Genomic DNA, 23,695 nt, shown 5'->3' with positions numbered 1-23,695 from the left:
CGTTTATGCGGTGGGCCGTGGGAGCGTTACTGGGAATTTGCCTGAACGTAGCGGCCGCCGAGCCGCCGCTGCGCTTCGTCGTGGCCGACAGCTGGGCGATGCCGATGGTGCAACTGGATCGCGGCCGCCCGACCCAAGGCATCCTTCACGACATGATGCTCAGCCTGGCGACCCAAGTCCGCGTGCCGGCCGAATTTCACGTACTGCCGCGCGCCCGGGTACAAAACGCCATGGAGCGCGGCGAAGTCGATGTGCGCTGCTATGCCGCGCAATCGTGGCTGCCGAATCAGTCCGGGGATTACATCTGGAGCATTCCGTTGTGGTCCCAGCGCGATTTGTTGATCAGTCGCGAGGCTCAGCCGCCCCACGTCGATCCCGCCCGCCTGCCCCGCCAATCGGCCGGCACCGTGCTCGGTTACACCTACCCGACCCTGCAACCGCTGTTCGACGCCGATCACCTGCAACGCGACGATGCGCGCAATCAGGAGCAAGTGCTGGAAAAACTGCTGGCCGGGCGCTATCGCTACGCGGTGAGCAATCAATGGACCCTGGACTGGTTTAACCAGCGCCTGCTGCCCGGGCAGCAACTGCACGCTGTGACCGTGTTGCAGGAGCAGCATGTCGGCTGCTATGTGAGGAATGACCCGCAGGTGCCGGTGCAGCGGATCTTGCGCACGATGCTGCGGATGAAAATGTCGGGGGAGATTGATGAGATTATCCGGTTGTATACCGGCAGCGCCGAAGACAACCCGTAACCCTTGCAGGAGTGAGCCTGCTCGCGATGGGCTGGTTCAGTCAACGTTGATGCCGACTGATATGACGCTATCGCGAGCAGGCTCACTCCTACTGGGGGATGGTTGCCGGGTATTCAGTAGCCGTGCGACTCGCGGAATTTCTGGTAGTCGTGAAACTCGATCCACTCCACCACATCGTACGGCAAAAAAAGCTGCTGCCGGGCGCGGGAAATGGCGATGTACACCGCGCAAATCCGCTCGTCGAACGCATAGGCATCCTTGAACTTGACGTTGGTCAGCAACTCGGGCGTCAGCAGCACCCGGTCGAACTCCATGCCGCCCGCCTCCTGCGCCTGCATCAGCATGCAACTCTTGCCGGGGGCGCCGATCATCCGGATCAGCCGGGTCAGGTCCGCGACCTTGAAGCCTTTTTGCAGCTCGGCCTCGACCCACAGAAACGCTTCGTCGAACCGATTGGCAGCGCGCACCTGCTGCCAGTCGGGCAAGTCGCTGAAATACCGGTGCGGCCCCTTCTCGCTGTGCTCGGCGCTGTAATAATCGACCTTGAACAGCTCAATGGCGGTGGTCATGAAATGTTCGAGGTCGCGCTGCGCTTTCATGTCGGGAAAGCTGAACAGGCAGTTGGCGTCGTGCAATTGCATGGCCCACATCATCGTGTCCCACGGCGATGCGGTCAGCACCACGCAACCTTCGGGCGGCACAAAGCCTTGTGGATAAAACTCGATCCCGACGTCCGCCTCACTCGCACCTTCGAAGGGCACCTTGGTCTTTTCCGAGTGCCGGGAAATCAGCGGATTGACCAGGCGCTCGACGTTACGCCCGGAGCGCACCGAATAGGTGATATCGCTCTGGCGCACCTCGCGCTTTCTTTTCACCAGATCGCGGCTGGCGTGCTGGTACTCATCGCCCAGGGTGATCAGCACCTGGCGACCGCGCTCGATGATCTGCAGCAGCGAGGCCGGAATGTCCTGGCTCTCGTCAATCAGCACATGGGTGTAACGAGGCGGCACCACGCAGCCGGCCAGGCTCGCCCGCTTGATCAACAACAAGGCTTCGAAGCCGCTCTGTCGGCCCCAGGCCGGGTTGGCCTCGAGATAACTCCAGACGCGACTGGAATATTCCAGCAGCACCTTGGACTCAAGGCTGGACAATGACAGTTGGAAATACGGCAGATGCTGGGCGCTCAGGCTGTAATCCCGGGACTGACAATAGCGCTCGAGGGTTTCCAGGCAGACGTTGAAGGTCCGTTGCGCATCATGGCCGCGAAAACCGAGGATATTCAGCGCCTGCGCCACGCTCTGTTTGCTCGCCAGCCGGGCGGCAGTCGCTGTCGTCTGCGGCCTGCGGCCGTGGATCAGCCCGCGCGCGAACGCTTCGAAAGTGATGCCGGGCTTGCGATCACCGGTGATGCCCATGCGCTGACTCAACGTTGCCAGCTTTTCCGGCGTACGCGCCAGCAGCAGGGTTTTCCTGGGCTCCAGGCACTCGGTCAGAGCCCCCAGCAGATGGCTCTTGCCGATCCCGGCGTAGCCTTGCACGTGCAGGTCTTCGTCCAGATTGGCGCGGAAGGTCCTGACCAGTTTGTCTTGTGCCGGGCTTAGCCAGCGCTCGCGCTGGATGGGGCTGATCATCTGTTGGCTGAACGGATTATTCACGGCGTGGTGGCGCGTCTTGAATTCGTCATCCCATTTGCCATCGGGCAGCAGGTAATCCTGCGCCGCGACTTCTTCGGCCAACAGCAATCGCAGGTTCAGCCGCCGCAGAGCATTCAGCCCGAAATACAACTGGCGCGGATCGAACAGTCGCTGCGCCTCGGACAACAACCCTGTCCGGCCATCGACCGCCCACGCGATCAGCCGTGCCAGGACCTTCTCCGCCGCGGCGGCGGTGAGATCCTTTTCGGCGGCTTGGGCCAGATTCTGGATGACCAGCACTGCGGCCAGTTGCGCATCCGTCAGCTCGCCAAGGGTCGTCGCGCCCTCGGGCTGCAACAGGCTCGCGCAGGTTTCATCCGTTACAGGCAAGTAAACGGCGGTGGATAAATCGTGATGTTCCGGGTGCATACAACCTCGTAGCCAGGGCGCGAACTTGTCAACGACGCGCGCAGCAAGACGGTGGAGTATGCCACTGTTGCGCAACGATGGCCGAACAGGCATTGGGGATGCAGCCTTCGCGAGCAAGCTCGCTCCCACAGGGGCTGTGGTGAAAGCTCAAATCGCAGACATAAAAAAACCGCAGTGGGCGAAACCCATGCAGTTCTGTTGAAGCGCTCGATGTTCGTTAAGGTGGTAACCCCACCAGCCACACCCCGGCACACAATGTTCCCGCTGTGGCTGCTTCCTTCCGGATCTGACCAGGTTCACGGGTAATCGTTGCGGGGGGACCGATGGGGTCACCATAACGACACTCACCTGTCGGCGAGCCGCGCCATTGTACCTATCTGAAGCGAAGTTACAACCGTTGGTTTCAGATTAAAAATATGAATGGCTTCAAGGACATAAAGATCGCAGCCTGCGGCAGCTGCTACAGGCTCAAGACTTCGTCCGCTCGACCGCCCGCCTGCTGGATCACCAGATGGATGAAGTGCAGCTTGGCAATTGCCGCCGCCGGCAGCACGAACGGGTAGAAATCCGGCTGGCCCATGCTGCGTGACAATTCGTTGAGCATGCCCGCCAGTTCAATCCACGCGTTGACGAACGACAGGAATGCCGCGCCGCCGGGGTGCTGCGGGTCATACAGGGTGCTGGGGGGAAACGGCTGGTAGTCGAAATCCATTTCCCGCGCACTCATGCCAAAGCCCAGTGCGGTGTCCACCGCGTCCATCATGTGCAGGTAATGCGCCCAGGTTTCGGCCCAGTCTTCCCACGGATGCATGGTCGCGTAGGCGCTGACGTAGTGTTGCGGCCAGTCCAGTGGTGCGCCCTGCTGGTAGTGGCGATCAAGCGCTTCGGCGTAACTGGCACGCTCGTCGCCGAACAGGTTGCGGAAGGCTTCGAGCCACGGGCCGTTGGCGATCAGGCGATCCCAGTAATAATGCCCGACCTCATGCCGGAAATGCCCGAGCAGTGTGCGATAGGGTTCGTGCATCTGCGCCCTTACCTGCTCGCGGTGGGCATCGTCGGCTTCTTTGATGTCGAGGGTGATCAGGCCGTTGGCGTGGCCGGTCATCGGCGCATTGCCTTCGAGGTCGACACCGATGAAATCGAAGGCCAGCCCGGTGTCTTCATCCACGGTTTTCGGGATGACCGGCAGGCCGAGGGTGATCAATTGAGCGATGAGGCGCCGTTTGGCGATTTCGACCTTGCGCCAGCGTTCGGGGTTTTCCGCTACCGACAGGTCAGGAATGGTGCGATTGAGACTGCAGGCGACGCACAACGCATCATCGACATTGGCGGGAAGCAGCCAGTTGCAGGCGGCGGCGGTGTCGAGGTTGGCACAGCGGCGAAACAGTCCTGCACCGGGATCGGCATCCAGCGTCCAGGTGCCCTCCTCTGAACCGGGAGACAATGACGTGATGCGACTTTCTTCAGGCTGGTAGCCCAGCGCAGCGTTGCAGGCCAGGCACTGACTGTTGCGAAAGAACAACGATTGGCCGCAGCGGCACGGCCAGATTTTACTGTTGCGCGAAGACTCGCCCATGAACGGCGCGACGATGCGAGAACTGAGCTGCTCGAAAAAGCGGTACATGGCGATCTCTCCCTGGGGCTTGCCAAGACTAGATCATTCTTAAGACAACAATGTTCCCGAACAAAGTGCTGCTTAGTGACACTGCTGATGTGGCGAGGGAGCTTGCTCCCGCTGGGCTGCGAAGCAGCCCCAAAACCATGCGACCTCATTTACCCTGAAATACCGAGGATAATGGTTTTGCGACGACTTCGTCGCCGAGCGGGAGCAAGCTCCCTCACCACAAATGCAGACTGCCGACCAAAAAGGTCTCAGGCAGAAATACCGTGGGTGTTGAGGAAAGCAATAAACGCTTCTTCGTCCATCACTTTCACCCCCAGCTCATTGGCTTTGGTGAGTTTCGAGCCAGCACCCGGGCCTGCTACCACACAATGGGTTTTCGCCGAGACCGAGCCGGCGACTTTGGCGCCAAGGCTTTCCAGATGTTCCTTGGCGACATCACGGCTCATCAGCTCAACCTTGCCGGTCAGCACCCAGGTCTCGCCGGACAGCGGCAGGCCTTCGACGACTTTCTTTTCGCTCAGCCAGTGCATGCCGAAATCACGCAGTTGTTTCTCGGCGGATTCAGCGATCTGCCGGTGCTCTGGCGAAGCAAAGAACTCACGCACCGAATTGGCCTGCTTCTCCGGCAGCGCCTGACGCATGTCCAGCCAGTCGGCATTCATCACCGCTTCCAGCGAGCCGAATTTGTCCGCCAGCTTCTGCGCCCCACCCGGGCCGACCGAGGGGATGTGCAGTTTGTCGAGCAGACCACCAAGCGTAGTGCTCGCCGCAAATTCGGCACCCAGCTCGCCCTGATCCTGAATCTGCAGACCATGGCCCAGCAAAGCAGTGATCACCTGCTGGTTGTGCGCATCTTCAAAGAAGCTGTGAATCTCGTGCGCCACTTCCAGGCCGATGTCCGGCAGATAGGTCAGCACTTGCGGCAGCGCCTGCTGCACGCGCTCCAGCGAACCCAGCGAGCGCGCCAGGACCTTGGCCGTCTCCTCGCCAACATCGGGAATGCCCAGCGCATAAATGAACCGCGCCAACCCCGGCTGTTTGCTGTCTTCAATCGCCGCCAGCAGCTTGTTGCTGGACACTTCGGCGAAGCCTTCCAGATCGACGATGTCGTCGAACTTCAGCGCATACAGATCCGCCGGCGAACTGACCAGACCTTCATCGACCAGTTGCTCGACGCTCTTGTCGCCGAGGCCTTCAATGTCCATCGCCCGGCGCGACACGAAGTGAATGATCGCCTGTTTCAGTTGCGCACCGCAGGCCAGACGCCCGACGCAGCGATACACCGCACCTTCGCTGATGGTTTCCTTGCCCTTACTGCGCTTGACCAGTTGCGTACGCTCGACGTGGGAGCCGCAGACCGGGCAGTTCTCTGGAATATGCACAGGGCGAGCGTCGTCAGGACGACGCTCGGTGACCACTTGCACCACCTGCGGAATCACGTCACCGGCGCGGCGGATGATCACGGTGTCGCCGATCATCAGGCCCAGGCGTGCGACTTCATCCATGTTGTGCAGGGTGGCGTTGGCCACAGTGACGCCAGCGACTTTGACCGGCTTCAAGCGCGCCACTGGCGTGACGGCACCGGTACGACCGACCTGGAATTCCACGTCGAGCAGCTCGGTGAGTTCTTCCATGGCCGGGAATTTGTGCGCGATGGCCCAGCGCGGTTCGCGGGCACGGAAGCCCAGCTCGCGCTGATCGGCGATGCTGTTGACCTTGAATACCACGCCGTCGATTTCGTAGGCCAGCGAGTTACGCCGCTCGCCGATGTCGCGGTAGTAATCCAGGCACTCGCCGATGCCTTTGGCCAGTTTCAACTCATGGCTGATCGGCATGCCCCACTTCTGCAATTGCTTGAGGTTGCCGATGTGGGTGTCGGAAATATCGTGAGAGACCTGACCGATGCCGTAGCAGCAGAATTCCAGCGGGCGGTTGGCGGTGATCTTCGAATCCAGCTGGCGCAGGCTGCCCGCCGCGGCGTTGCGCGGGTTGGCGAAGGTCTTGCCGCCGACTTCCAGTTGCGAGGCGTTGAGGCGTTCGAAACCGGCCTTGGACATGAACACTTCACCGCGCACTTCCAGGGTCGCCGGCCATCCGGTGCCGTGCAGCTTCAGCGGAATGTTGCGCACGGTGCGCACGTTGACGCTGATGTCTTCGCCGGTGGTGCCGTCGCCACGGGTGGCGCCGCGCACCAGCACGCCGTCCTGATACAACAGGCTGACCGCCAGGCCATCGAGCTTCGGCTCGCAGCTGTATTCCACCGCTGCGCCGCCGCCGAACAAATCACCGGCCGGCAGATCCAGCCCTTCGGTCACCCGGCGGTCGAACTCGCGCATGTCGGTTTCTTCGAAGGCGTTGCCGAGGCTGAGCATCGGCACTTCGTGACGCACCTGAGTGAACGCGGTCAGCGCCACGCTGCCGACGCGCTGGGTCGGTGAGTCGCTGGTGATCAGTTCCGGGTTGGCCGCTTCCAGTGCCTTGAGCTCGTGGAACAACCGGTCGTACTCGGCGTCCGGAATGCTCGGCTCGTCGAGGACGTGATAACGGTAGTTGTGCTGATCGAGTTCAGCGCGCAGCTCTAGAATGCGGTTTTTGGCGGCGGTCATGGGTGTTCTCTCATAAAGCAAAAGAGCAGCCGAGGCTGCTCAATCTTCTAAATCACAATAGCTCAAGGCTATGGACATTGTGGCGAGGGAGCTTGCTCCCGCTGGGCTGCGAAGCAGCCCCAATACCCTCCACCATGTTGCATCAGGCACAACCCGGTTGCAGGATTTACGGCGGCTTCGCCACCGAGCGGGAGCAAGCTCCCTCGCCACAACTGCGCTCTGGCCTTTAGCGCTTCTGGGTCAGGGCGCGGCGTTCGAATTCGACGATGCGCTGACGGTAGTGCTCGATAGTCTGCGCGGTCAGCACGCTGCGCTGGTCGTCTTTCAGCTCGCCGTTCAGTTCCTGGGACAGCTTGCGCGCTGCCGCCACCATCACGTCGAAGGCCTGCTTCGGATGACGCGGGCCTGGCAGGCCGAGGAAGAAGCTCACCGCCGGGGTGCTGAAATGGTCGATGTCGTCCAGATCGAAAATGCCCGGCTTGACCGCGTTGGCCATGGAGAACAGCACTTCACCGTTGCCGGCCATGCTTTCGTGGCGGTGGAAAATATCCATCTCGCCAAAACGCAGACCGCTTTCGAGAATGTTCTGCAGCAGTGCCGGGCCTTTGAAGCCGGCGGCGTCGCGGCAGATCACGCTGATCACCAGAACTTCTTCGGCTTGCGGCTGATCCTTGTCGGCCACAGCCGGCGAAGGCTTGCTGTCTTCAACGAAATCGTCGTCTCGGCTGCTGAAGCTCGGGCCGCTGTCCAGATCTAGGTCGAGGTTCAGGTCGCCCTGCGCCGGACCAGTGTTCCCACGCTTGCCACGTTTCGAGCCGGATTCGCGAGGCTCGCGTGCTTCGCGGGCCGGCATGCTCACCGACGGCAGATCGTGTTCGTCCAGTTGCGGCTCTTTATGCGTATCCAGCACGCGGGCCGGGCCCAACAGCTCAGCGCTGGTGTCCTCGTCCGGCAGGTTGGACAGACTTCGGTCAAGGCGGAATTTCAGTTTTCCCTTGCCGCCGCGCATACGGCGCCAGCCATCGAAAAGAATACCGGCTATCACAATGATGCCGATGACGATCAGCCACTCGCGCAGACCGATTTCCATGTAATCCCGTGCCTCTATAAAAAATGCTGAAAAATAAGGGGTTTACATTGTGCAAACCGCTTTAAAACGTGGCGCCAACTCTATGTTCTGACAGGCGTTTTGCCCACGTATACGAAAAATTGACATTAAACTAGCACGACCAAAGGCAACTTTACACCGTCTGTCACATTAGCTCGCGCGAATATGTCGATTGGCCAGCAAGTCGAAGTCGGTAAAAAAGTCCTACAGACCATTAATACCCTTCCGACACCACGCAGGCTCAGGCGTCCACCATCGCCATCGCCTCCTCGACATCCACTGCAACCAATCGCGAACAACCCGGCTCGTGCATCGTCACGCCCATCAGTTGATCGGCCATTTCCATGGCGATCTTGTTGTGGGTGATATAGATGAACTGCACGGTCTGCGACATCTCTTTAACCAATCGTGCGTAGCGTCCAACGTTAGCGTCATCCAGTGGCGCGTCAACTTCATCGAGCATGCAGAACGGCGCCGGATTCAATTTGAAGATCGCAAACACCAGTGCCAGCGCGGTCAGGGCTTTTTCCCCGCCAGAGAGCAAATGGATGGTGCTGTTCTTCTTTCCTGGCGGCCGCGCCATGATCGTCACCCCTGTATCGAGTAGATCTTCGCCCGTCAGTTCCAAATAGGCGCTGCCTCCACCGAAAACTTTCGGGAAAAGTGCCTGTAATCCGCCATTGATCTGATCAAAGGTATCTTTGAAGCGGTTACGGGTTTCCTTGTCGATCTTGCGAATGACGTTTTCCAGGGTCTCCAGGGCTTCGACCAGATCGGCGTCCTGCGCATCCAGATAACGTTTACGCTCGGATTGTTGCGTGTACTCATCGATGGCCGCGAGGTTGATCGCGCCCAGGCGTTGAATCCGCGCATTGATGCGTTCGAGTTCTTCTTCGGCGGCGCGTTCACTGGCCTCGGGGGTCAGGGTCGCGAGCACGCCATTGAGATCGTAGCCGTCTTCGAGCAGTTGATCCTGCAACGCCTTGCGCCGCACGGTCAGCGCTTGCCATTCCATGCGCTGCTGTTCGAGCTGGCCACGGATCAGTTGCGATTGCTGCTCGGCCTGAGTCCGGCGTTTTTCCGCCTCGCGCAATTCGCGGTCAGCGTCTTCCAGCGCGATTTGCGCGGTCTTCAGTTCTTCGTCGACCGTCATGCGTTTGTCGAGCAGCTCTTCGAGTTTCAGGCGCAGCTCTTCCAGCGGCGCCTCGCCCTCCTCCAGATTCAGACTCAACTGTTCGCGTTTTTCGGTGAGGCGCTCGGCCTGCATTTCCAGACGTTCCAGCGCCTGACGCGTGGAGTCATGCTGCGCGCGCAACGAGCCAAGACGCACGGCCAGTTGATGAGCGTGATCCTTGTGCTGACGGGCCTCCTGCCGCACGCGGTCGAGGCGTTCGCGCAGGCTGTCGCGCTGCGCCAGCAGCAACTCGCGCTGCTCGGTGTCCAGCGCCATAGCGTCGAGCGCTTCTTGCAATTGCATGCGCGCTTCGCCGACCTGTTCGTGCTCGAGCTCGCGTTGTTCGCCGAGTTCGACCAGCTCTTCGTCAAGACGCGTGCGGCGCAGCGTCAGTTGTTCAGCCTTGGCTTTGCCGGCGGACAACTGGGCTTTCAATTCACCTTGCGCACGCGCTTCGTCTTGCAGCAAGCGACGCAAATGCTCACGGCCGTTTTCCTGCTGACGCTGTTGCGCACGCAAGGTCTGCAAACGGGTTTCCATGGCTTCGACGGTGGCTTCGCGCTCTTCGCGTTCAGCCTGCAGCGTCTCGATTTCCTGGCCCCGGGCGAGCATGCCGCTCTCGGCTTCACTGGCGCGACGCACTCGCAGAAAGTGCCGACCGACCCAGTAACCATCGCGGCTGATCAGGCTCTGCCCGGCGCTCAACTGGCCGCGCAGGGCCAGCGCCTGCTCCAGGCTGTCGACCGGTTTGACCTGGCCGAGCCATGGCGACAGATCGATCTGCGCCTCGACCTTATCCAGCAGGCTGCCCGCCACCCGCACGCCATCGCCGGCGGGGCTGAGCAGGCGCAGATCACCTTGAGTGAACCCGGACAGATCGAAGCCGCTGAAATCGTCGACCAGCACCGCTTGCAGATCGGCGCCGAGCACGGTTTCCACCGCCAGCTCCCAACCCGCCTCGACCTTCAGGCCTTCGGCCAGTCGCGGACGTTCGGCGAGGTTGTGTTCTTTCAGCCATTCAGCGGTGCCGGTGCCCGGATCGAGCGCGGCTTGCTGCAAGGCTTCCAGCGACGCCAGACGACCGTTGAGCCGCTGCAAATCGCCCTGCGCCTGTTGTTGCGCGGTCAGCGCCTGCTGCAATTCCTGACGCAATTGTTCAAGTTTTTCGACCTGCGCTTCTTCGCTGGTCTGCAAATCTTCAAGGGTCGCTTCGGACTCGGCGAGCTGCTCGTTGAGCGCCATGATCGCGGCGTCTTCCGGATCGGCGGAGAGCAAGTCACGCTCTTCGGCGAGACGCTTTTGCCGATCGGCCAGACGCTCCATGCTGGTTTCCAGTTGCTGGATGCGCGACTGCTGCACTTCGGCCTGACGCCGTGGTTCGGCGGCGGTCAGGTTGAAGGCGTCCCACTGCTCCTGCCAGCCGTGCATGACGCTTTCGGAGTCCTCCAGCGCAGCGGCAGCTTCTTCGGCGGCGGCGCTGGTGACCTCCTGCTCGGGGGTGAGCATGTCCAGCTCTTCGCCAAGGGTCAGCAGCAGCGTGCGGTCGTGGCCCAGGTGCGATTCGGTTTCCAGGCGCGCGCGTTCGGCTTCTTTCAGGTCATCCTGCAACTGACGCAAGCGTTGCTGGCCGTGCTGGATGCTCTGCTCGACCCGGGCGATGTCGCCGCCGACCGAATAGAAGCGCCCTTGCACCAGATTGAAGCGTTCCGACAGTTCATGGTGCCCGTCGCGCAGGCGCTCGATGGCCGCGTCGGCATTGCGCTGCTCGGCGACCAGCGCCTCGAAACTGACTTCCTGGTTGCCGATGATCGACTCGCGCTGGCCGACCTGATCGTTCAAGTCCTGCCAGCGCAGGGCCGACAGTTGTGCCTTGAGCTGACGCTCTTCGGCTTTGTATTCCTGATATTTCTTCGCGGATTCGGCTTGCCGGTGCAGGCGCTCAAGCTGGCGTTCGAGCTCTTCACGCAAGTCGGTCAGACGCGCGAGGTTTTCGTGGGTGCGGCGAATGCGGTTTTCGGTCTCGCGCCGACGCTCCTTGTACTTGGAGATGCCCGCCGCTTCTTCGATGAAGTTGCGCAGGTCTTCGGGCTTGGCTTCGATCAGCTTGGAGATCATCCCCTGCTCGATGATCGAGTAGCTGCGCGGGCCGAGGCCGGTGCCGAGGAAGATATCGGTGATGTCGCGACGGCGGCATTTGGCGCCGTTGAGGAAATAGCTGTTCTGGCTGTCGCGGGTGACTTTGCGCCGAATGGAGATCTCGGCATATGCCGCGTATTCGCCGACCAGGGTGCCGTCGGAGTTGTCGAACACCAGCTCGATGCTCGCCTGGCTCACCGGTTTGCGGCTGGTCGAGCCGTTGAAGATGACGTCGGTCATCGACTCGCCACGGAGATTCTTCGCCGAACTTTCGCCCATCACCCAGCGTACGGCGTCGATGATGTTCGACTTGCCGCAACCGTTCGGCCCGACGACCGCCGCCATGTTACTGGGGAAGTTCACCGTGGTCGGATCGACGAAGGATTTGAACCCCGCCAGTTTGATGCACTTCAGCCGCACGCTCAGGCAACCGTCAGGGCGGAGACCACCAGATCGCAGCTGCGCTGGGCGTAAGCCGTCAGCACGATGCGGATCTGCGGCAAATCACGGGCAAGCACAGCGGCCAGCAGGCGTTCGAACAGTTCGAGGAACTCGCTCATTTCGGCCTTGCGCTGTTCGAGGGCGAGGAAGTAGGCGCGGCTCATGGCCGGCTGCAGGTTCTCGACGGTCTCTTGCAGGTAAGGGTTGTTGGCGAACGGGTACGCGGCGCGCATCACGGCGAAGCTGTCGTCGACGAAGGTGCGGATGTCCTGCCGCTCGTAGCTGGCGCTCAGGCGCTGCTGGATCTGCACGAACGGCGCCATGTCGGCCTGGGTCTGCCAGCCATTGGCGACCGCATTGCCGAGCAGGATGTACAGCTCGCTCATCAGCGTGCACAGGCTCTGCACCTTGTGGGCGGTGAGTTCGGTGACATGGGCGCCACGTCGCGGCAGGATCGCGATCAGGTGGCGGCGTTCGAGGATCAGCAGGGCTTCGCGGACCGATCCGCGGCTGACATTGAGGGCCAGCGTGACCTTCTGTTCCTGAATGCGCTCTCCCGGCTTCATTTCGCCGCGAATGATGCGTTCGGCGAGGTGGTGAGCAATTTGCTCGGCGAGGCTGTCCGGCGCCTTGAACGTCATGGTTGTCCTTCAAACTCTTCGATCTGCACAAGCGGCGCAGTGTAGCGCAAATGCGGGGTCATGGCGGAGTGCCCGCACGGCGGTTTTTGGCACGATTCAAGCAAAAAAGCAGTGGATCCGCTCAGGGTCAATACTCAATAGAGCACGCGTTAATCGACAAAACCGCTTTTCCTGACCTTTAAGTCAGAAAACCATTGACCGAAAAGTCAGACCTGCTAAATTCGGTTGAAGTCGGTTAACAACAATAATGAGTCTGCGAGGCCTTCCGTGATCCAGTTTTTACTTAACCAGGAACTCCGTAGCGAGCACGCCCTGGACCCGAATCTGACCGTGCTCAATTACCTGCGCGAACATGTGGGCAAATCCGGCACCAAAGAAGGCTGCGCCAGCGGCGACTGTGGTGCCTGCACCGTGGTGGTCGGCGAGTTGCAGACGGATGCCGACGGCCGCGAACACATTCGCTATCGCAGCCTCAACTCGTGCCTGACCTTTGTTTCGTCGCTGCACGGCAAACAACTGATCAGCGTCGAAGACCTCAAGCACCAGGGTGAACTGCACAGCGTGCAGAAAGCCATGGTCGAGTGCCACGGCTCGCAGTGCGGCTTCTGCACCCCCGGCTTCGTCATGTCGCTGTTCGCCCTGCAAAAGAACAGCGATGCACCGGATCAGGCCAAGGCCCACGAAGCGCTGGCCGGCAACCTCTGCCGTTGCACCGGCTACCGGCCGATCCTCGCCGCCGCCGAGCAATCCTGCTGCGCCAGGCAGCCGGATCAGTTCGATGCCCGCGAAGCCGAGACCATCGCCCGCCTCAAAGCCATTGCCCCGACCGATATCGGCGAACTCAACAGTGGCGATAAACGCTGCCTGGTGCCGCTGACCGTGGCCGACCTGGCCGATCTCTACGACGCTTACCCACAGGCCCGGCTGCTGGCCGGCGGCACCGACCTGGCGCTGGAAGTCACCCAGTTCCACCGCACCCTGCCGGTGATGATCTACGTCGGCAACGTCGCCGAAATGAAGCGCATCGAAACCTTCGAAGACCGCCTCGAAATCGGCGCCGCCACCGCCCTCTCCGACTGTTACGAAGCGCTCACCGCCGAGTACCCGGACTTCGGCGAGCTGCTGCACCGCTTCGCCTCGCTGCAGATCCGCAACCAGGGCACCCTCGGCGGCAACATCGGCAACGCCTCGCCAATCGGTGACTCGCCTCCGCTGCTGATCGCCCTCGGCGCGCAGGTGGTGTTGTGCAAGGGTGAAACCCGGCGCACGCTGAACCTGGAAGATTACTTCATCGATTACAAGGTCACCGCGCGTCAGGAAAGCGAGTTCATCGAGAAGATCATCGTTCCGCGTGCCACGGCCGAACAGCGTTTCCGCGCCTACAAGGTCTCCAAGCGCCTGGACGACGACATCTCCGCCGTGTGCGCCGCGTTCAATCTGCGTGTGGAAAACGGTGTGATCACCGACGCCCGCATGGCTTTCGGCGGCATGGCCGCGATCCCGAAACGCGCCGCCCACTGCGAAGCCGTGCTGCTCGGTCAGCCGTTCAACAACGCCGTGATCGAACGCGCCTGCGCCGCACTGGCCGACGACTTCACGCCGCTCTCGGACTTCCGCGCCAGCAAGGAATATCGCCTGCTCAGTGCGCAGAACCTGCTGCGCAAATACTTCATCGAACTGCAAACACCGCACATCGAGACTCGGGTGACCGCTTATGTCTAATCATCACGCCGTAGAGAAGACCCAGGCCGAACTGGCTGAACTGTTCGCCAAGGACCTGACCACCGGTGTCGGCCGCAGCGTCAAGCACGACAGCGCCGCCAAGCATGTGTCCGGTGAAGCGCAGTACATCGATGATCGCCTGGAATTCCCCAATCAGCTGCACGTTTACGCACGGCTGTCGGACCGCGCCCACGCGAAAATCATCAGCATCGACACCAAGCCCTGCTACGCCTTCGAAGGCGTGCGCATTGCCATCACCCACGAAGACGTGCCGGGCCTGAAAGACATCGGCCCGCTGCTGCCGGGCGATCCGCTGCTGGCCATCGATGACGTGCAGTTCGTCGGCCAACCGGTGCTGGCCGTGGCGGCCAAGGACCTGGAAACCGCACGCAAAGCGGCGATGGCCGCGATCATCGAATACGAAGATCTGGAGCCGGTGCTGGATGTGGTCGAAGCCCTGCGCAAACGCCACTTCGTGCTCGACAGCCACACCCATCAGCGCGGCGACTCGGTTTCCGCGCTGGCGACCGCCGAACACCGTATTCAAGGCACGCTGCACATCGGCGGCCAGGAACACTTCTACCTCGAAACGCAGATCTCCTCGGTGATGCCCACCGAAGACGGCGGGATGATCGTCTACTGCTCGACACAGAACCCCACCGAAGTGCAAAAACTGGTGGCCGAAGTACTCGACGTGTCGATGAACAAGATCGTCGTCGACATGCGCCGCATGGGCGGTGGTTTCGGCGGCAAGGAAACCCAGGCCGCCAGCCCGGCGTGCCTGTGCGCGGTGATCGCCCACCTCACCGGGCAGCCGACCAAGATGCGCCTGCCACGGGTCGAAGACATGCTGATGACCGGCAAGCGTCACCCGTTCTACGTCGAGTACGACGTCGGCTTCGACAGCACCGGACGCCTGCACGGCATCAACATGGACCTGGCCGGCAACTGCGGCTGCTCGCCGGACCTGTCGGCGTCGATCGTTGACCGGGCGATGTTCCACTCGGACAACTCGTACTACCTCGGCGACGCGACGATCAATGGTCACCGCTGCAAGACCAACACCGCATCGAACACCGCCTACCGGGGTTTCGGCGGCCCGCAAGGGATGGTCGCGATCGAAGAAGTGATGGACGCGATTGCCCGTCACCTCAACCTCGATCCGCTGACCGTGCGCAAGGCCAACTACTACGGCAAGACCGAGCGCAACGTCACCCACTACTACCAGACCGTCGAGCACAACATGCTCGAGGAAATGACCGCCGAACTGGAAGAAAGCAGCCAGTACGCCGAGCGCCGCGAAGCGATCCGTCGCTACAACGCCAACAGCCCGATCCTGAAAAAAGGCCTGGCGCTGACCCCGGTGAAATTCGGCATTTCCTTCACCGCCAGCTTCCTCAACCAGGCCGGCGCGCTGATCCACGTCTACACCGACGGCAGCATCCACTTGAACCACGGCGGCACGGAAATGGGCCAAGGCCTGAACACCAAGGTCGCGCAGGTGGTGGCCGAAGTATTCCAGGTGGAAATGGACCGGGTGCAGATCACCGCGACCAACACCGACAAGGTGCCAAACACTTCGCCGACTGCCGCGTCCAGCGGTGCCGACCTCAACGGCAAGGCCGCGCAGAACGCTGCCGAAATCATCAAGCAGCGTCTGGTGGAGTTCGCCGCGCGGCACTACAAGGTCAGCGAAGAAGACGTGGAATTCCACAACGGCCACGTGCGCGTGCGTGACCACATCATGACCTTCGAAGCGCTGATCCAGCTGGCGTATTTCAATCAGGTCTCGCTGTCGAGCACCGGCTTCTACAAGACCCCGAAAATCTACTACGACCGCAGCCAGGCCCGTGGTCGGCCGTTCTACTACTTCGCCTTCGGCGCGGCGTGCTGTGAAGTGATCGTCGACACCCTCACCGGCGAGTACAAGATGCTGCGCACCGACATCCTCCACGACGTCGGCGCCTCGCTGAACCCGGCGATCGACATCGGTCAGGTCGAGGGCGGTTTCGTCCAGGGCATGGGCTGGCTGACCATGGAAGAGCTGGTCTGGAACAACAAGGGCAAGCTGATGACCAACGGCCCGGCCAGCTACAAGATCCCGGCCGTGGCGGACATGCCGCTGGATTTGCGGGTGAAGCTGGTGGAAAACCGCAAGAACCCGGAAGACACGGTGTTCCATTCCAAGGCGGTCGGTGAGCCGCCGTTCATGCTCGGGATTGCCGCGTGGTGTGCGATCAAGGATGCGGTGGCGAGCCTCGGTGACTACCGGCATCAGCCGCAGATCGACGCGCCGGCGACCCCGGAGCGGGTGTTGTGGGGGTGCGAGCAGATGCGTCAGCTCAAGACTGTGAAAGCGGTCGAGGCTGAAACCGAATTGGCTCCGCTCTAGGACCGAGGCGCGGCTTTCGCGAGCAGGCTCGCTCCTACAGGGGAACGCATTCCAAATGTGGGAGTGAGCCTGCTCGCGAAGAGGCCCGAACAGACAACGATGTTGTAGGGGTGACATATGTACAACTGGATCGACGCCCTCGCCGACCTGCAGAACCAGGGCGAACCCTGTGTTCTGGTGACGATCATCGAAGAACTCGGCTCGACCCCGCGTAATGCCGGCTCGAAAATGGTCGTCAGCGCGAAACAGACCTTCGACACCATCGGTGGCGGGCATCTGGAATACAAAGCCATGCAGATTGCTCGCGAGATGCTCGCCAGCGGCAAGCAGGACACCCATCTGGAGCGCTTCAGCCTCGGCGCCAGCCTCGGCCAGTGCTGCGGCGGCGCCACGGTGCTGCTGTTCGAACCGATGGGCCAGGTGCAGGCGCAGATCGCGGTGTTCGGCGCCGGCCACGTTGGTCGCGCGCTGGTGCCGTTGCTCGCCAGCCTGCCGTGCCGGGTGCGCTGGATCGATTCGCGGGAAGAAGAATTTCCCCAACAGATTCCCCACGGTGTCCGTAAAATCGTCGCCGAAGAGCCTGTGGATGAAATCGACGACCTGCCCGTCGGCAGCTACTGCATCGTCATGACCCACAACCATCAACTTGACCTGGAGCTGACTGCCGCGATCCTCAAGCGCAACGACTTCACCTGGTTCGGCCTGATCGGCTCGAAAACCAAACGGGCCAAGTTCGAACATCGCCTGCGTGATCGCGGTTTCGACCCCAGCGTCGTGCAACGCATGCGCTGCCCGATGGGCATCGGCGAAGTCAAAGGCAAACTGCCTGTGGAAATCGCCATTTCCATCGCCGGCGAAATCATCGCCACCTATAACGCCAATTTCGGCCAGCACAGCGCCAGCGCCGAACCGATTGCCAAACTGCTGCCGGTTTCCCGCCGCAGTCAGGCCGCCAAACTCAAAGCCTCAAACTGATTAGAGAACCCTCATGCCTCTGACTCGCAAAGCCTACCGCGCCGCCATCCTGCACAGCATCGCCGACCCCGCCGAAGTCGGGATCGAAGCCTCCTACGAATATTTCGAGGACGGCCTGCTGGTGGTCGATGGCGGCAAGATCAGCGCCCTCGGCCACGCCAGCGACTTGCTGCCGACCTTGCCGGCGGACATCGAAATCGAGCACTACCAGGACGCGCTGATCACCCCGGGCTTCATCGACACCCACATCCACCTGCCGCAAACCGGCATGGTCGGTGCCTACGGCGAGCAACTGCTGGACTGGCTCAACACCTACACCTTCCCGTGCGAAAGCCAGTTCGGCGACAAGAACCACGCGGATGAAGTCGCGGACATTTTCATCAAGGAACTGCTGCGCAACGGCACCACCACCGCGCTGGTGTTCGGCAGCGTGCACCCGCAGTCGGTCAATTCGTTTTTCGAGGCCGCCGAGAAGCTTGATCTGCGGATGATCGCCGGCAAGGTAATGATGGACCGCAATGCCCCGGACTATCTGACCGACACCGCCGAATCCAGCTACGTCGAGAGCAAGGCGCTGATCGAGCGCTGGCATGGCAAGGGCCGCCTGCACTATGCGGTCACGCCACGTTTCGCGCCGACCAGCACCCCGGAACAACTGACCCTTGCCGGCCAGTTGCTGAGCGAATACCCGAATCTGTACATGCAGACCCACATCAGCGAAAACCTCAAGGAAATCGAGTGGGTCAAGGAGCTGTTCCCGGAGCGCAAGGGCTACCTCGACGTTTACGATCACTACAAACTGCTCGGCGAGCGCTCGGTATTCGCCCACGGCGTGCACCTGTGCGATGACGAATGTGCGCGTCTGGCGGAAACCGGCTCGGCGATCTCGTTCTGCCCGACCTCGAACTTCTTCCTCGGCAGCGGCCTGTTCAACCTGCCGATGGCCGAGAAGCACAAACTGAATGTCGGCCTGGGCACGGATATCGGTGGCGGCACCAGTTTCTCGCTGCTGCAGACTCTGAACGAAGCCTACAAAGTGATGCAGTTGCAGGGTGCGCGCCTGAGCCCGTTCAAGTCGCTGTACCTGGCGACCCTGGGAGGTGCGCGGGCGCTGCGTCTGGAAGACAAGATCGGCAACCTGCAACCGGGCTCCGATGCCGACTTCCTGGTGCTGGACTACAACGCCACGCCACTGCTGAGCTACCGCTTGAAGCAGGCCAACAACATTGCCGAGACGTTGTTCGTGTTGATGACGTTGGGGGATGACCGCACGGTGCAACAGACGTATGCGGCGGGTGCGCTGGTGCATCAGCGCTGAGTTTTCCCGAGGCATAAAAAATCCCCCGGAGGTGTTCACCCCGGGGGATTTTTATTGCTTGTCCGATTGCTATCGCGAGCAGGCTCACTCCTACAGTGATCTTTGTTGTTCACACATTTTGTGGCCACTGAAGATCCACTGTAGGAGTGAGCCTGCTCGCGATTGGAGCGACTCGGTATCAGCTCAGAGCTTGGCCGCCGGACGCCCAGGCTTCTTGGTCTGCAACAAATGCGAAAACACCGCATGCAGATCATCCGACGCACTTTCCTCGTCGAGGTTGAGCTTGCTGTCGATGTGGTCCATGTGATGCATCATCAGGTCCACCGCCAGCTCACCGTTGCGCGCTTCGATGGCGTCGATCAACTGGGTGTGCTCGTCGTAGGAGCAATGCGAGCGGTTGCCGCTTTCGTACTGAGCGATGATCAGCGAGGTCTGCGAGACCAGGCTGCGCTGGAAGCTGATCAGGGGTGCGTTTTTCGCCGCTTCCGCCAGTTTCAGGTGGAATTCGCCCGACAGACGGATGCCGGCACCGCGATCGCCACGGGAGAAGCTGTCGCGCTCGTCGTTGACCATCTGCCGCAGTTCGGCGATCTGCTCGGCGGTGGCGTGCTGTACGGCCAACTCAGTGATCGCGCGCTCCACCAGACGGCGGGCCATGAACACCTGACGCGCTTCTTCAACGCTCGGGCTGGCGACCACGGCGCCACGGTTCGGCCGCAACAGCACCACGCCTTCATGGGCCAGACGCGAGAGTGCGCGGCGAATGATGGTGCGGCTGACCCCGAAGATTTCCCCCAGCGCTTCTTCGCTCAACTTGGTGCCGGGCGCCAGACGCTGTTCGAGGATGGCCTCGAAGATATGCGCGTAGACAATATCGTCCTGGGTTCCGCTACGGCCGGCTTTGCCTGCTCGCGGTTGTTTCTTGAGGGGTTGCAACTGTTCGTTCATGGGCACTCGAGTCGGGAGAACTGCGGCGAATAGACCGTGACTGTAATACGGCACAGTAGGTCGCTGGCAAGTATCGCGTAAAAAACAGCGCGATTGTACACAATGGATGGTGGCAACACGACTGTATGGCTGTTTGTGACCACGGCTGTATTGCAACGATCCGTTACGATTGAGTTTAGGCTTAAACCCCAAAACCGCCGCCTAACGAACATTGTGGCGAGGGAGCTTGCTCCCGCTCGACTGCGCAGCAGTCGTAAACCCAGACGACGCGATTGGATTGAAAGACCGCGTCGCTCATATTAGGGCAGCTTCGCTGCCCAGCGGGAGCAAGCTCCCTCGCCACGAAAACCGGGCACGCACACCGACCTGTTGGATTCATCGCTTCTATAAAAAGGAACACCGCCGTCATGAACGACGCCACTTACACCCGACTGCGCCCTCTCGCCGACACTTCGCCTTCGGCCATCGTTGCCGGGTTCATCGCGATGATGACCGGCTACACCAGTTCCCTGGTGCTGATGTTTCAGGCCGGGCAAGCGGCGGGTTTGAGCAGCGGGCAGATTTCCTCGTGGATCTGGGCGATCTCGATCGGCATGGCGGTGTGCTCGATCGGCCTGTCGCTGCGTTATCGCACGCCGATCACCATCGCCTGGTCGACCCCGGGCGCGGCCCTGCTGATCACCAGCCTGGGCGGCGTTACCTATGGCGAGGCCATCGGCGCCTACATCACTTGCGCGGTGCTGGTTACGATCTGCGGCCTGACCGGCAGCTTCGAACGCCTGGTGAAAAAGATCCCGGCGTCGCTGGCGGCGGCGTTGCTGGCGGGGATTCTGTTCAAGATCGGCAGCGAAATCTTCGTCGCGGCGCAGCACCGCACCGGGCTGGTCTTGGGCATGTTCTTCACCTATCTGGTGGTCAAACGCCTGTCACCACGTTACGCCGTACTGGCGGCATTGCTGATCGGCACGGCACTGTCGGGCTTCATGGGCCTGCTGGATTTCAGCGGTTTTCACCTGGAAGTGGCGACGCCGGTGTGGACCACCCCGCACTTCTCGCTGGCCGCGACCATCAGCATCGGCATCCCGCTGTTCGTGGTGGCCATGACCTCGCAGAACATGCCCGGCATCGCCGTGCTGCGCGCCGACGGCTATAACGTGCCGGCCTCGCCACTGATCACCACCACCGGCATCGCCTCGCTGCTGCTGGCGCCATTCGGTTCCCACGGCATCAACCTTGCGGCGATCAGCGCGGCGATCTGCACCGGGCCGCACGCTCACGAGGATCGCAACAAACGCTATACCGCCGCCGTCTGGTGCGGGATTTTCTACGGGATTGCCGGGGTGTTCGGCGCCACGTTGGCGGCGTTGTTTGCTGCGCTGCCGAAAGAACTGGTGCTGTCGATTGCCGCGCTGGCGTTGTTCGGTTCGATCATCAACGGTCTGAGCATTGCCATGAGCGAGGTGAAGGAACGTGAAGCGGCGCTGATTACCTTCATGGTCACGGCGTCGGGGCTGACGCTATTTTCCATCGGGTCGGCATTCTGGGGGATTGTCGCGGGGGTGTTGACCTTGCTGATCCTCAACTGGCGCAAGGCCTGAGTAAAAAACCGGCATAAAAAAACGGCGACCCTCAGGTCGCCGTTTTTTTCAGTATCACTTAGCCGCGTTGATCGGCTTTTCCGGATACCAAACGTCCAGCAGCGGGCTGATTTCAGTAGAAGTCAGCTCGGAGCGGGTTTTCAGCCAGGCTTCAACAGCAGCACGCTGCTCTTCGGAGACCGAACCACGCTTCTGCAGGCAAACCAGACCGAAGTCGTCGCCGCCGACATAGCCCAGACCGTTGGCTTCCATGGCTTCTTTGATGAATGCTTCGAGGAAAGCGTCAATGGCTTCTTCGGACAGGTCTTCTTTGAAGCCCAGGTTCAGTTCGAAACCCAGCTCTTGAAATTCATCGACGCACAGTTTTTTGCGCAGACGCTGGGAACGGTTAGTCGCCATTGGAACAATCCTCTTAAGTAATAACGGCCGGCACTTTACCAGTTTAAGCGGTCAATTGCCCGACTCTCTGGGCGCTGAGGCCGACCGCCTGTAAAAAAATAACGAAATGGCCGTCTCGGGCAAGGCACAAGCTGTTACACCTTGGGGCATAATGCCGACACTTTCATGACCACTGAGGGCTTTTTCATCCATGCCCTCGTTATTTCCCCCTCTTCTGCAGGGTTTTATTTCATATGATCAAATCGTTGCGTCCACTGTTTCTCGCCGGCCTTCTTCTGCCCCTGGCCCTGCCGGTTTCTGCAGCCACCATCAACACCGCGCTCACCCCTAACGTCGAAAAAGCCCTCAAGGCCAGCAAACTGCAGCCCACTGCGCTGTCGCTGGTGATGATCCCGCTGGACGGCCCCGGCAACCCGACCGTGTACAACGCGGACGTCTCGGTCAACCCAGCCTCGACCATGAAACTGGTCACCACCTATGCCTCGCTGGAAATGCTCGGCCCCAACCATCAGTGGAAAACCGAGTTCTACACCGACGGCGATCTGAGCGGCGGTATCCTCAACGGCAACCTGTACCTCAAGGGTGGCGGTGACCCGAAGCTGAACATGGAAAAACTCTGGCTGCTGATGCGCGACCTGCGCGCCAACGGCGTGACCCAGGTCACCGGCGACCTGATCCTCGACCGCAGCTTCTTCATCCAGCCGCAACTGCCCGAGTTCAACGACGACGGCAACGACGAGAACAAGCCGTTCCTGGTCAAACCCGACTCGCTGCTGGTCAACCTCAAGGCCCTGCGCTTCGTCGCGCGCAATGACGGTGGCCGGGTGCTGATCTCGGTAGAACCGCCGATCGCCAGCGTGCGCATCGAAAACACGGTCAAGGCGCTCAACTCCAAGCAGTGCACCGGCGGCGTACGCTACAACCCGGTGACCCAACCTGACGGCAGCGTGACCGTGACCGTCGCCGGCCAACTGGGCGATGGCTGCAGCTCGCAGACTTACCTGTCGCTGCTCGACCACGCGACCTACACCGCCGGCGCCGTGCGCGCGATCTGGAAAGAACTGGGCGGCAGCATCCAGGGCAAGGATCGCCTCGCCGCGACCCCGAGCAGTGCCAAGCTGCTGGCCCGCGCCTATTCGCCGGATCTGGCGGAAATCATCCGCGACATCAACAAATACAGTAACAACACCATGGCTCAGCAGCTGTTCCTGAGCCTGGGCCAGAAATACCGCAACGAAGCCGACGGTGACGATGCCAAGGCCGCACAACGCGTGGTCCGCCAGTGGCTGGCGAAAAAAGGCATCACCGCGCCGCACCTGGTGATGGAAAACGGCTCCGGGCTGTCGCGCGCTGAACGCGTCAGTGCCCGCGAGATGGCCAACATGCTGCAAGCCGCCTGGCACAGCCCGTACGCTGCCGAGTACATCAGCTCGCTGCCGATTGCCGGTACCGACGGCACCATGCGCAAACGCCTGAAGACCACCGCGATGCGCGGTGAAGCCCACGTCAAGACCGGCACCTTGAACACCGTGCGTGCCATCGCCGGTTTCAGCCGCGACGTCAACGGCAATACCTGGGCGGTGGTGGCGATCCTCAACGACAAGGCACCGTTCGGCGCGTCGTCGGTGCTGGATCAGGTGCTGCTGGATCTGTACAAGCAGCCGCGCTTGCCGCAGACGGCTTCAGCCCTCTAACAGCAACGCTTTTGTGGCGAGGGAGCTTGCTCCCGCTGGGCTGCGCAGCGGCCCCAAAGAGAGTGTGAACGCTGCGCACTCAAGCGGGAGCAAGCTCCCTC

15 protein-coding genes and 1 other RNA gene are annotated in these 23,695 nt (G+C 61.2%); 7 read left to right on the top strand and 9 right to left on the bottom strand.

What is annotated here, in order from left to right:
- Positions 1–5 precede the first annotated feature (5 nt).
- Positions 6–755: a transporter substrate-binding domain-containing protein gene (locus J5M57_RS23430; RefSeq protein ID WP_207849568.1), complete on the top strand. Its 750-nt coding sequence runs from the start codon at positions 6–8 to the stop codon at positions 753–755.
- 113 nt (positions 756–868) lie between these two features.
- Here the strand turns inward: J5M57_RS23430 and J5M57_RS23425 are convergent, their stop codons facing one another.
- From J5M57_RS23425 to J5M57_RS23395, 7 genes are all read right to left on the bottom strand, one after another.
- Complete coding sequence (locus J5M57_RS23425) at positions 869–2,818, bottom strand: hypothetical protein (RefSeq protein ID WP_207849567.1); 1,950 nt, start codon at positions 2,816–2,818, stop codon at positions 869–871.
- Positions 2,819–3,047: 229 nt separating this feature from the next.
- Positions 3,048–3,144, bottom strand: an RNA gene (gene ffs, locus J5M57_RS23420) — signal recognition particle sRNA small type.
- 134 nt (positions 3,145–3,278) lie between these two features.
- On the bottom strand, positions 3,279–4,442 hold the full coding sequence (locus tag J5M57_RS23415; protein WP_083366472.1) for a putative zinc-binding peptidase: 1,164 nt from the start codon (positions 4,440–4,442) through the stop codon (positions 3,279–3,281).
- 248 nt (positions 4,443–4,690) lie between these two features.
- Positions 4,691–7,048: an NAD-dependent DNA ligase LigA gene (gene ligA / locus J5M57_RS23410; protein ID WP_207849566.1), complete on the bottom strand. Its 2,358-nt coding sequence runs from the start codon at positions 7,046–7,048 to the stop codon at positions 4,691–4,693.
- Between the two features lie 226 nt (positions 7,049–7,274).
- Complete coding sequence (gene zipA / locus J5M57_RS23405; protein ID WP_064586778.1) at positions 7,275–8,138, bottom strand: cell division protein ZipA; 864 nt, start codon at positions 8,136–8,138, stop codon at positions 7,275–7,277.
- A gap of 259 nt (positions 8,139–8,397) precedes the next feature.
- Positions 8,398–11,886: a chromosome segregation protein SMC gene (gene smc / locus J5M57_RS23400; RefSeq protein ID WP_207849565.1), complete on the bottom strand. Its 3,489-nt coding sequence runs from the start codon at positions 11,884–11,886 to the stop codon at positions 8,398–8,400.
- Between the two features lie 2 nt (positions 11,887–11,888).
- On the bottom strand, positions 11,889–12,548 hold the full coding sequence (locus J5M57_RS23395; protein WP_083366475.1) for a GntR family transcriptional regulator: 660 nt from the start codon (positions 12,546–12,548) through the stop codon (positions 11,889–11,891).
- A gap of 267 nt (positions 12,549–12,815) precedes the next feature.
- Here J5M57_RS23395 and xdhA point away from each other — a divergent pair, with 267 nt between their 5' ends.
- The 4 genes from xdhA to guaD all read left to right on the top strand — a co-directional run bounded on the left by xdhA (position 12,816) and on the right by guaD (position 18,955).
- Positions 12,816–14,270, top strand: a complete 1,455-nt coding sequence (gene xdhA / locus J5M57_RS23390) for a xanthine dehydrogenase small subunit (RefSeq protein WP_083366476.1) — start codon at positions 12,816–12,818, stop codon at positions 14,268–14,270.
- Positions 14,263–16,662 carry a xanthine dehydrogenase molybdopterin binding subunit gene (gene xdhB / locus J5M57_RS23385; protein WP_207849564.1) on the top strand — a complete coding sequence of 800 codons (2,400 nt, stop codon included), beginning with the start codon at positions 14,263–14,265 and terminating at the stop codon, positions 16,660–16,662. Before xdhA ends, xdhB begins: the two co-directional genes overlap by 8 nt.
- Positions 16,663–16,779: 117 nt before the next feature.
- The gene (gene xdhC / locus J5M57_RS23380; RefSeq protein WP_064586773.1) at positions 16,780–17,637 is read left to right on the top strand and encodes a xanthine dehydrogenase accessory protein XdhC; all 858 of its coding nucleotides are present in this window, start codon (positions 16,780–16,782) and stop codon (positions 17,635–17,637) included.
- A gap of 13 nt (positions 17,638–17,650) precedes the next feature.
- Positions 17,651–18,955, top strand: a complete 1,305-nt coding sequence (gene guaD, locus J5M57_RS23375) for a guanine deaminase (RefSeq protein ID WP_207849563.1) — start codon at positions 17,651–17,653, stop codon at positions 18,953–18,955.
- Between the two features lie 183 nt (positions 18,956–19,138).
- On the opposite strand, the gene J5M57_RS23370 is transcribed toward guaD, so the two are convergent.
- Complete coding sequence (locus tag J5M57_RS23370; protein ID WP_007961054.1) at positions 19,139–19,903, bottom strand: GntR family transcriptional regulator; 765 nt, start codon at positions 19,901–19,903, stop codon at positions 19,139–19,141.
- Between the two features lie 407 nt (positions 19,904–20,310).
- Between J5M57_RS23370 and J5M57_RS23365 the strand changes: the two genes are divergently transcribed.
- On the top strand, positions 20,311–21,501 hold the full coding sequence (locus J5M57_RS23365; RefSeq protein ID WP_169840784.1) for a benzoate/H(+) symporter BenE family transporter: 1,191 nt from the start codon (positions 20,311–20,313) through the stop codon (positions 21,499–21,501).
- 54 nt (positions 21,502–21,555) lie between these two features.
- On the opposite strand, the gene J5M57_RS23360 is transcribed toward J5M57_RS23365, so the two are convergent.
- Complete coding sequence (locus tag J5M57_RS23360; RefSeq protein WP_007952029.1) at positions 21,556–21,900, bottom strand: YggL family protein; 345 nt, start codon at positions 21,898–21,900, stop codon at positions 21,556–21,558.
- A gap of 233 nt (positions 21,901–22,133) precedes the next feature.
- Between J5M57_RS23360 and dacB the strand changes: the two genes are divergently transcribed.
- Entirely contained in the window at positions 22,134–23,594 is a 1,461-nt protein-coding gene (gene dacB / locus J5M57_RS23355) for a D-alanyl-D-alanine carboxypeptidase/D-alanyl-D-alanine-endopeptidase (RefSeq protein WP_064586770.1), read from the top strand.
- Positions 23,595–23,695: the final 101 nt, after the last annotated feature.

This window comes from Pseudomonas sp. 86_A (assembly GCF_017491705.1).
GTDB classification, from domain to species: domain Bacteria; phylum Pseudomonadota; class Gammaproteobacteria; order Pseudomonadales; family Pseudomonadaceae; genus Aquipseudomonas; species Aquipseudomonas koreensis.
The sequence above is the reverse complement of the archived record's forward strand: the minus strand, read 5'-3'. Positions and strand labels throughout refer to the sequence as shown.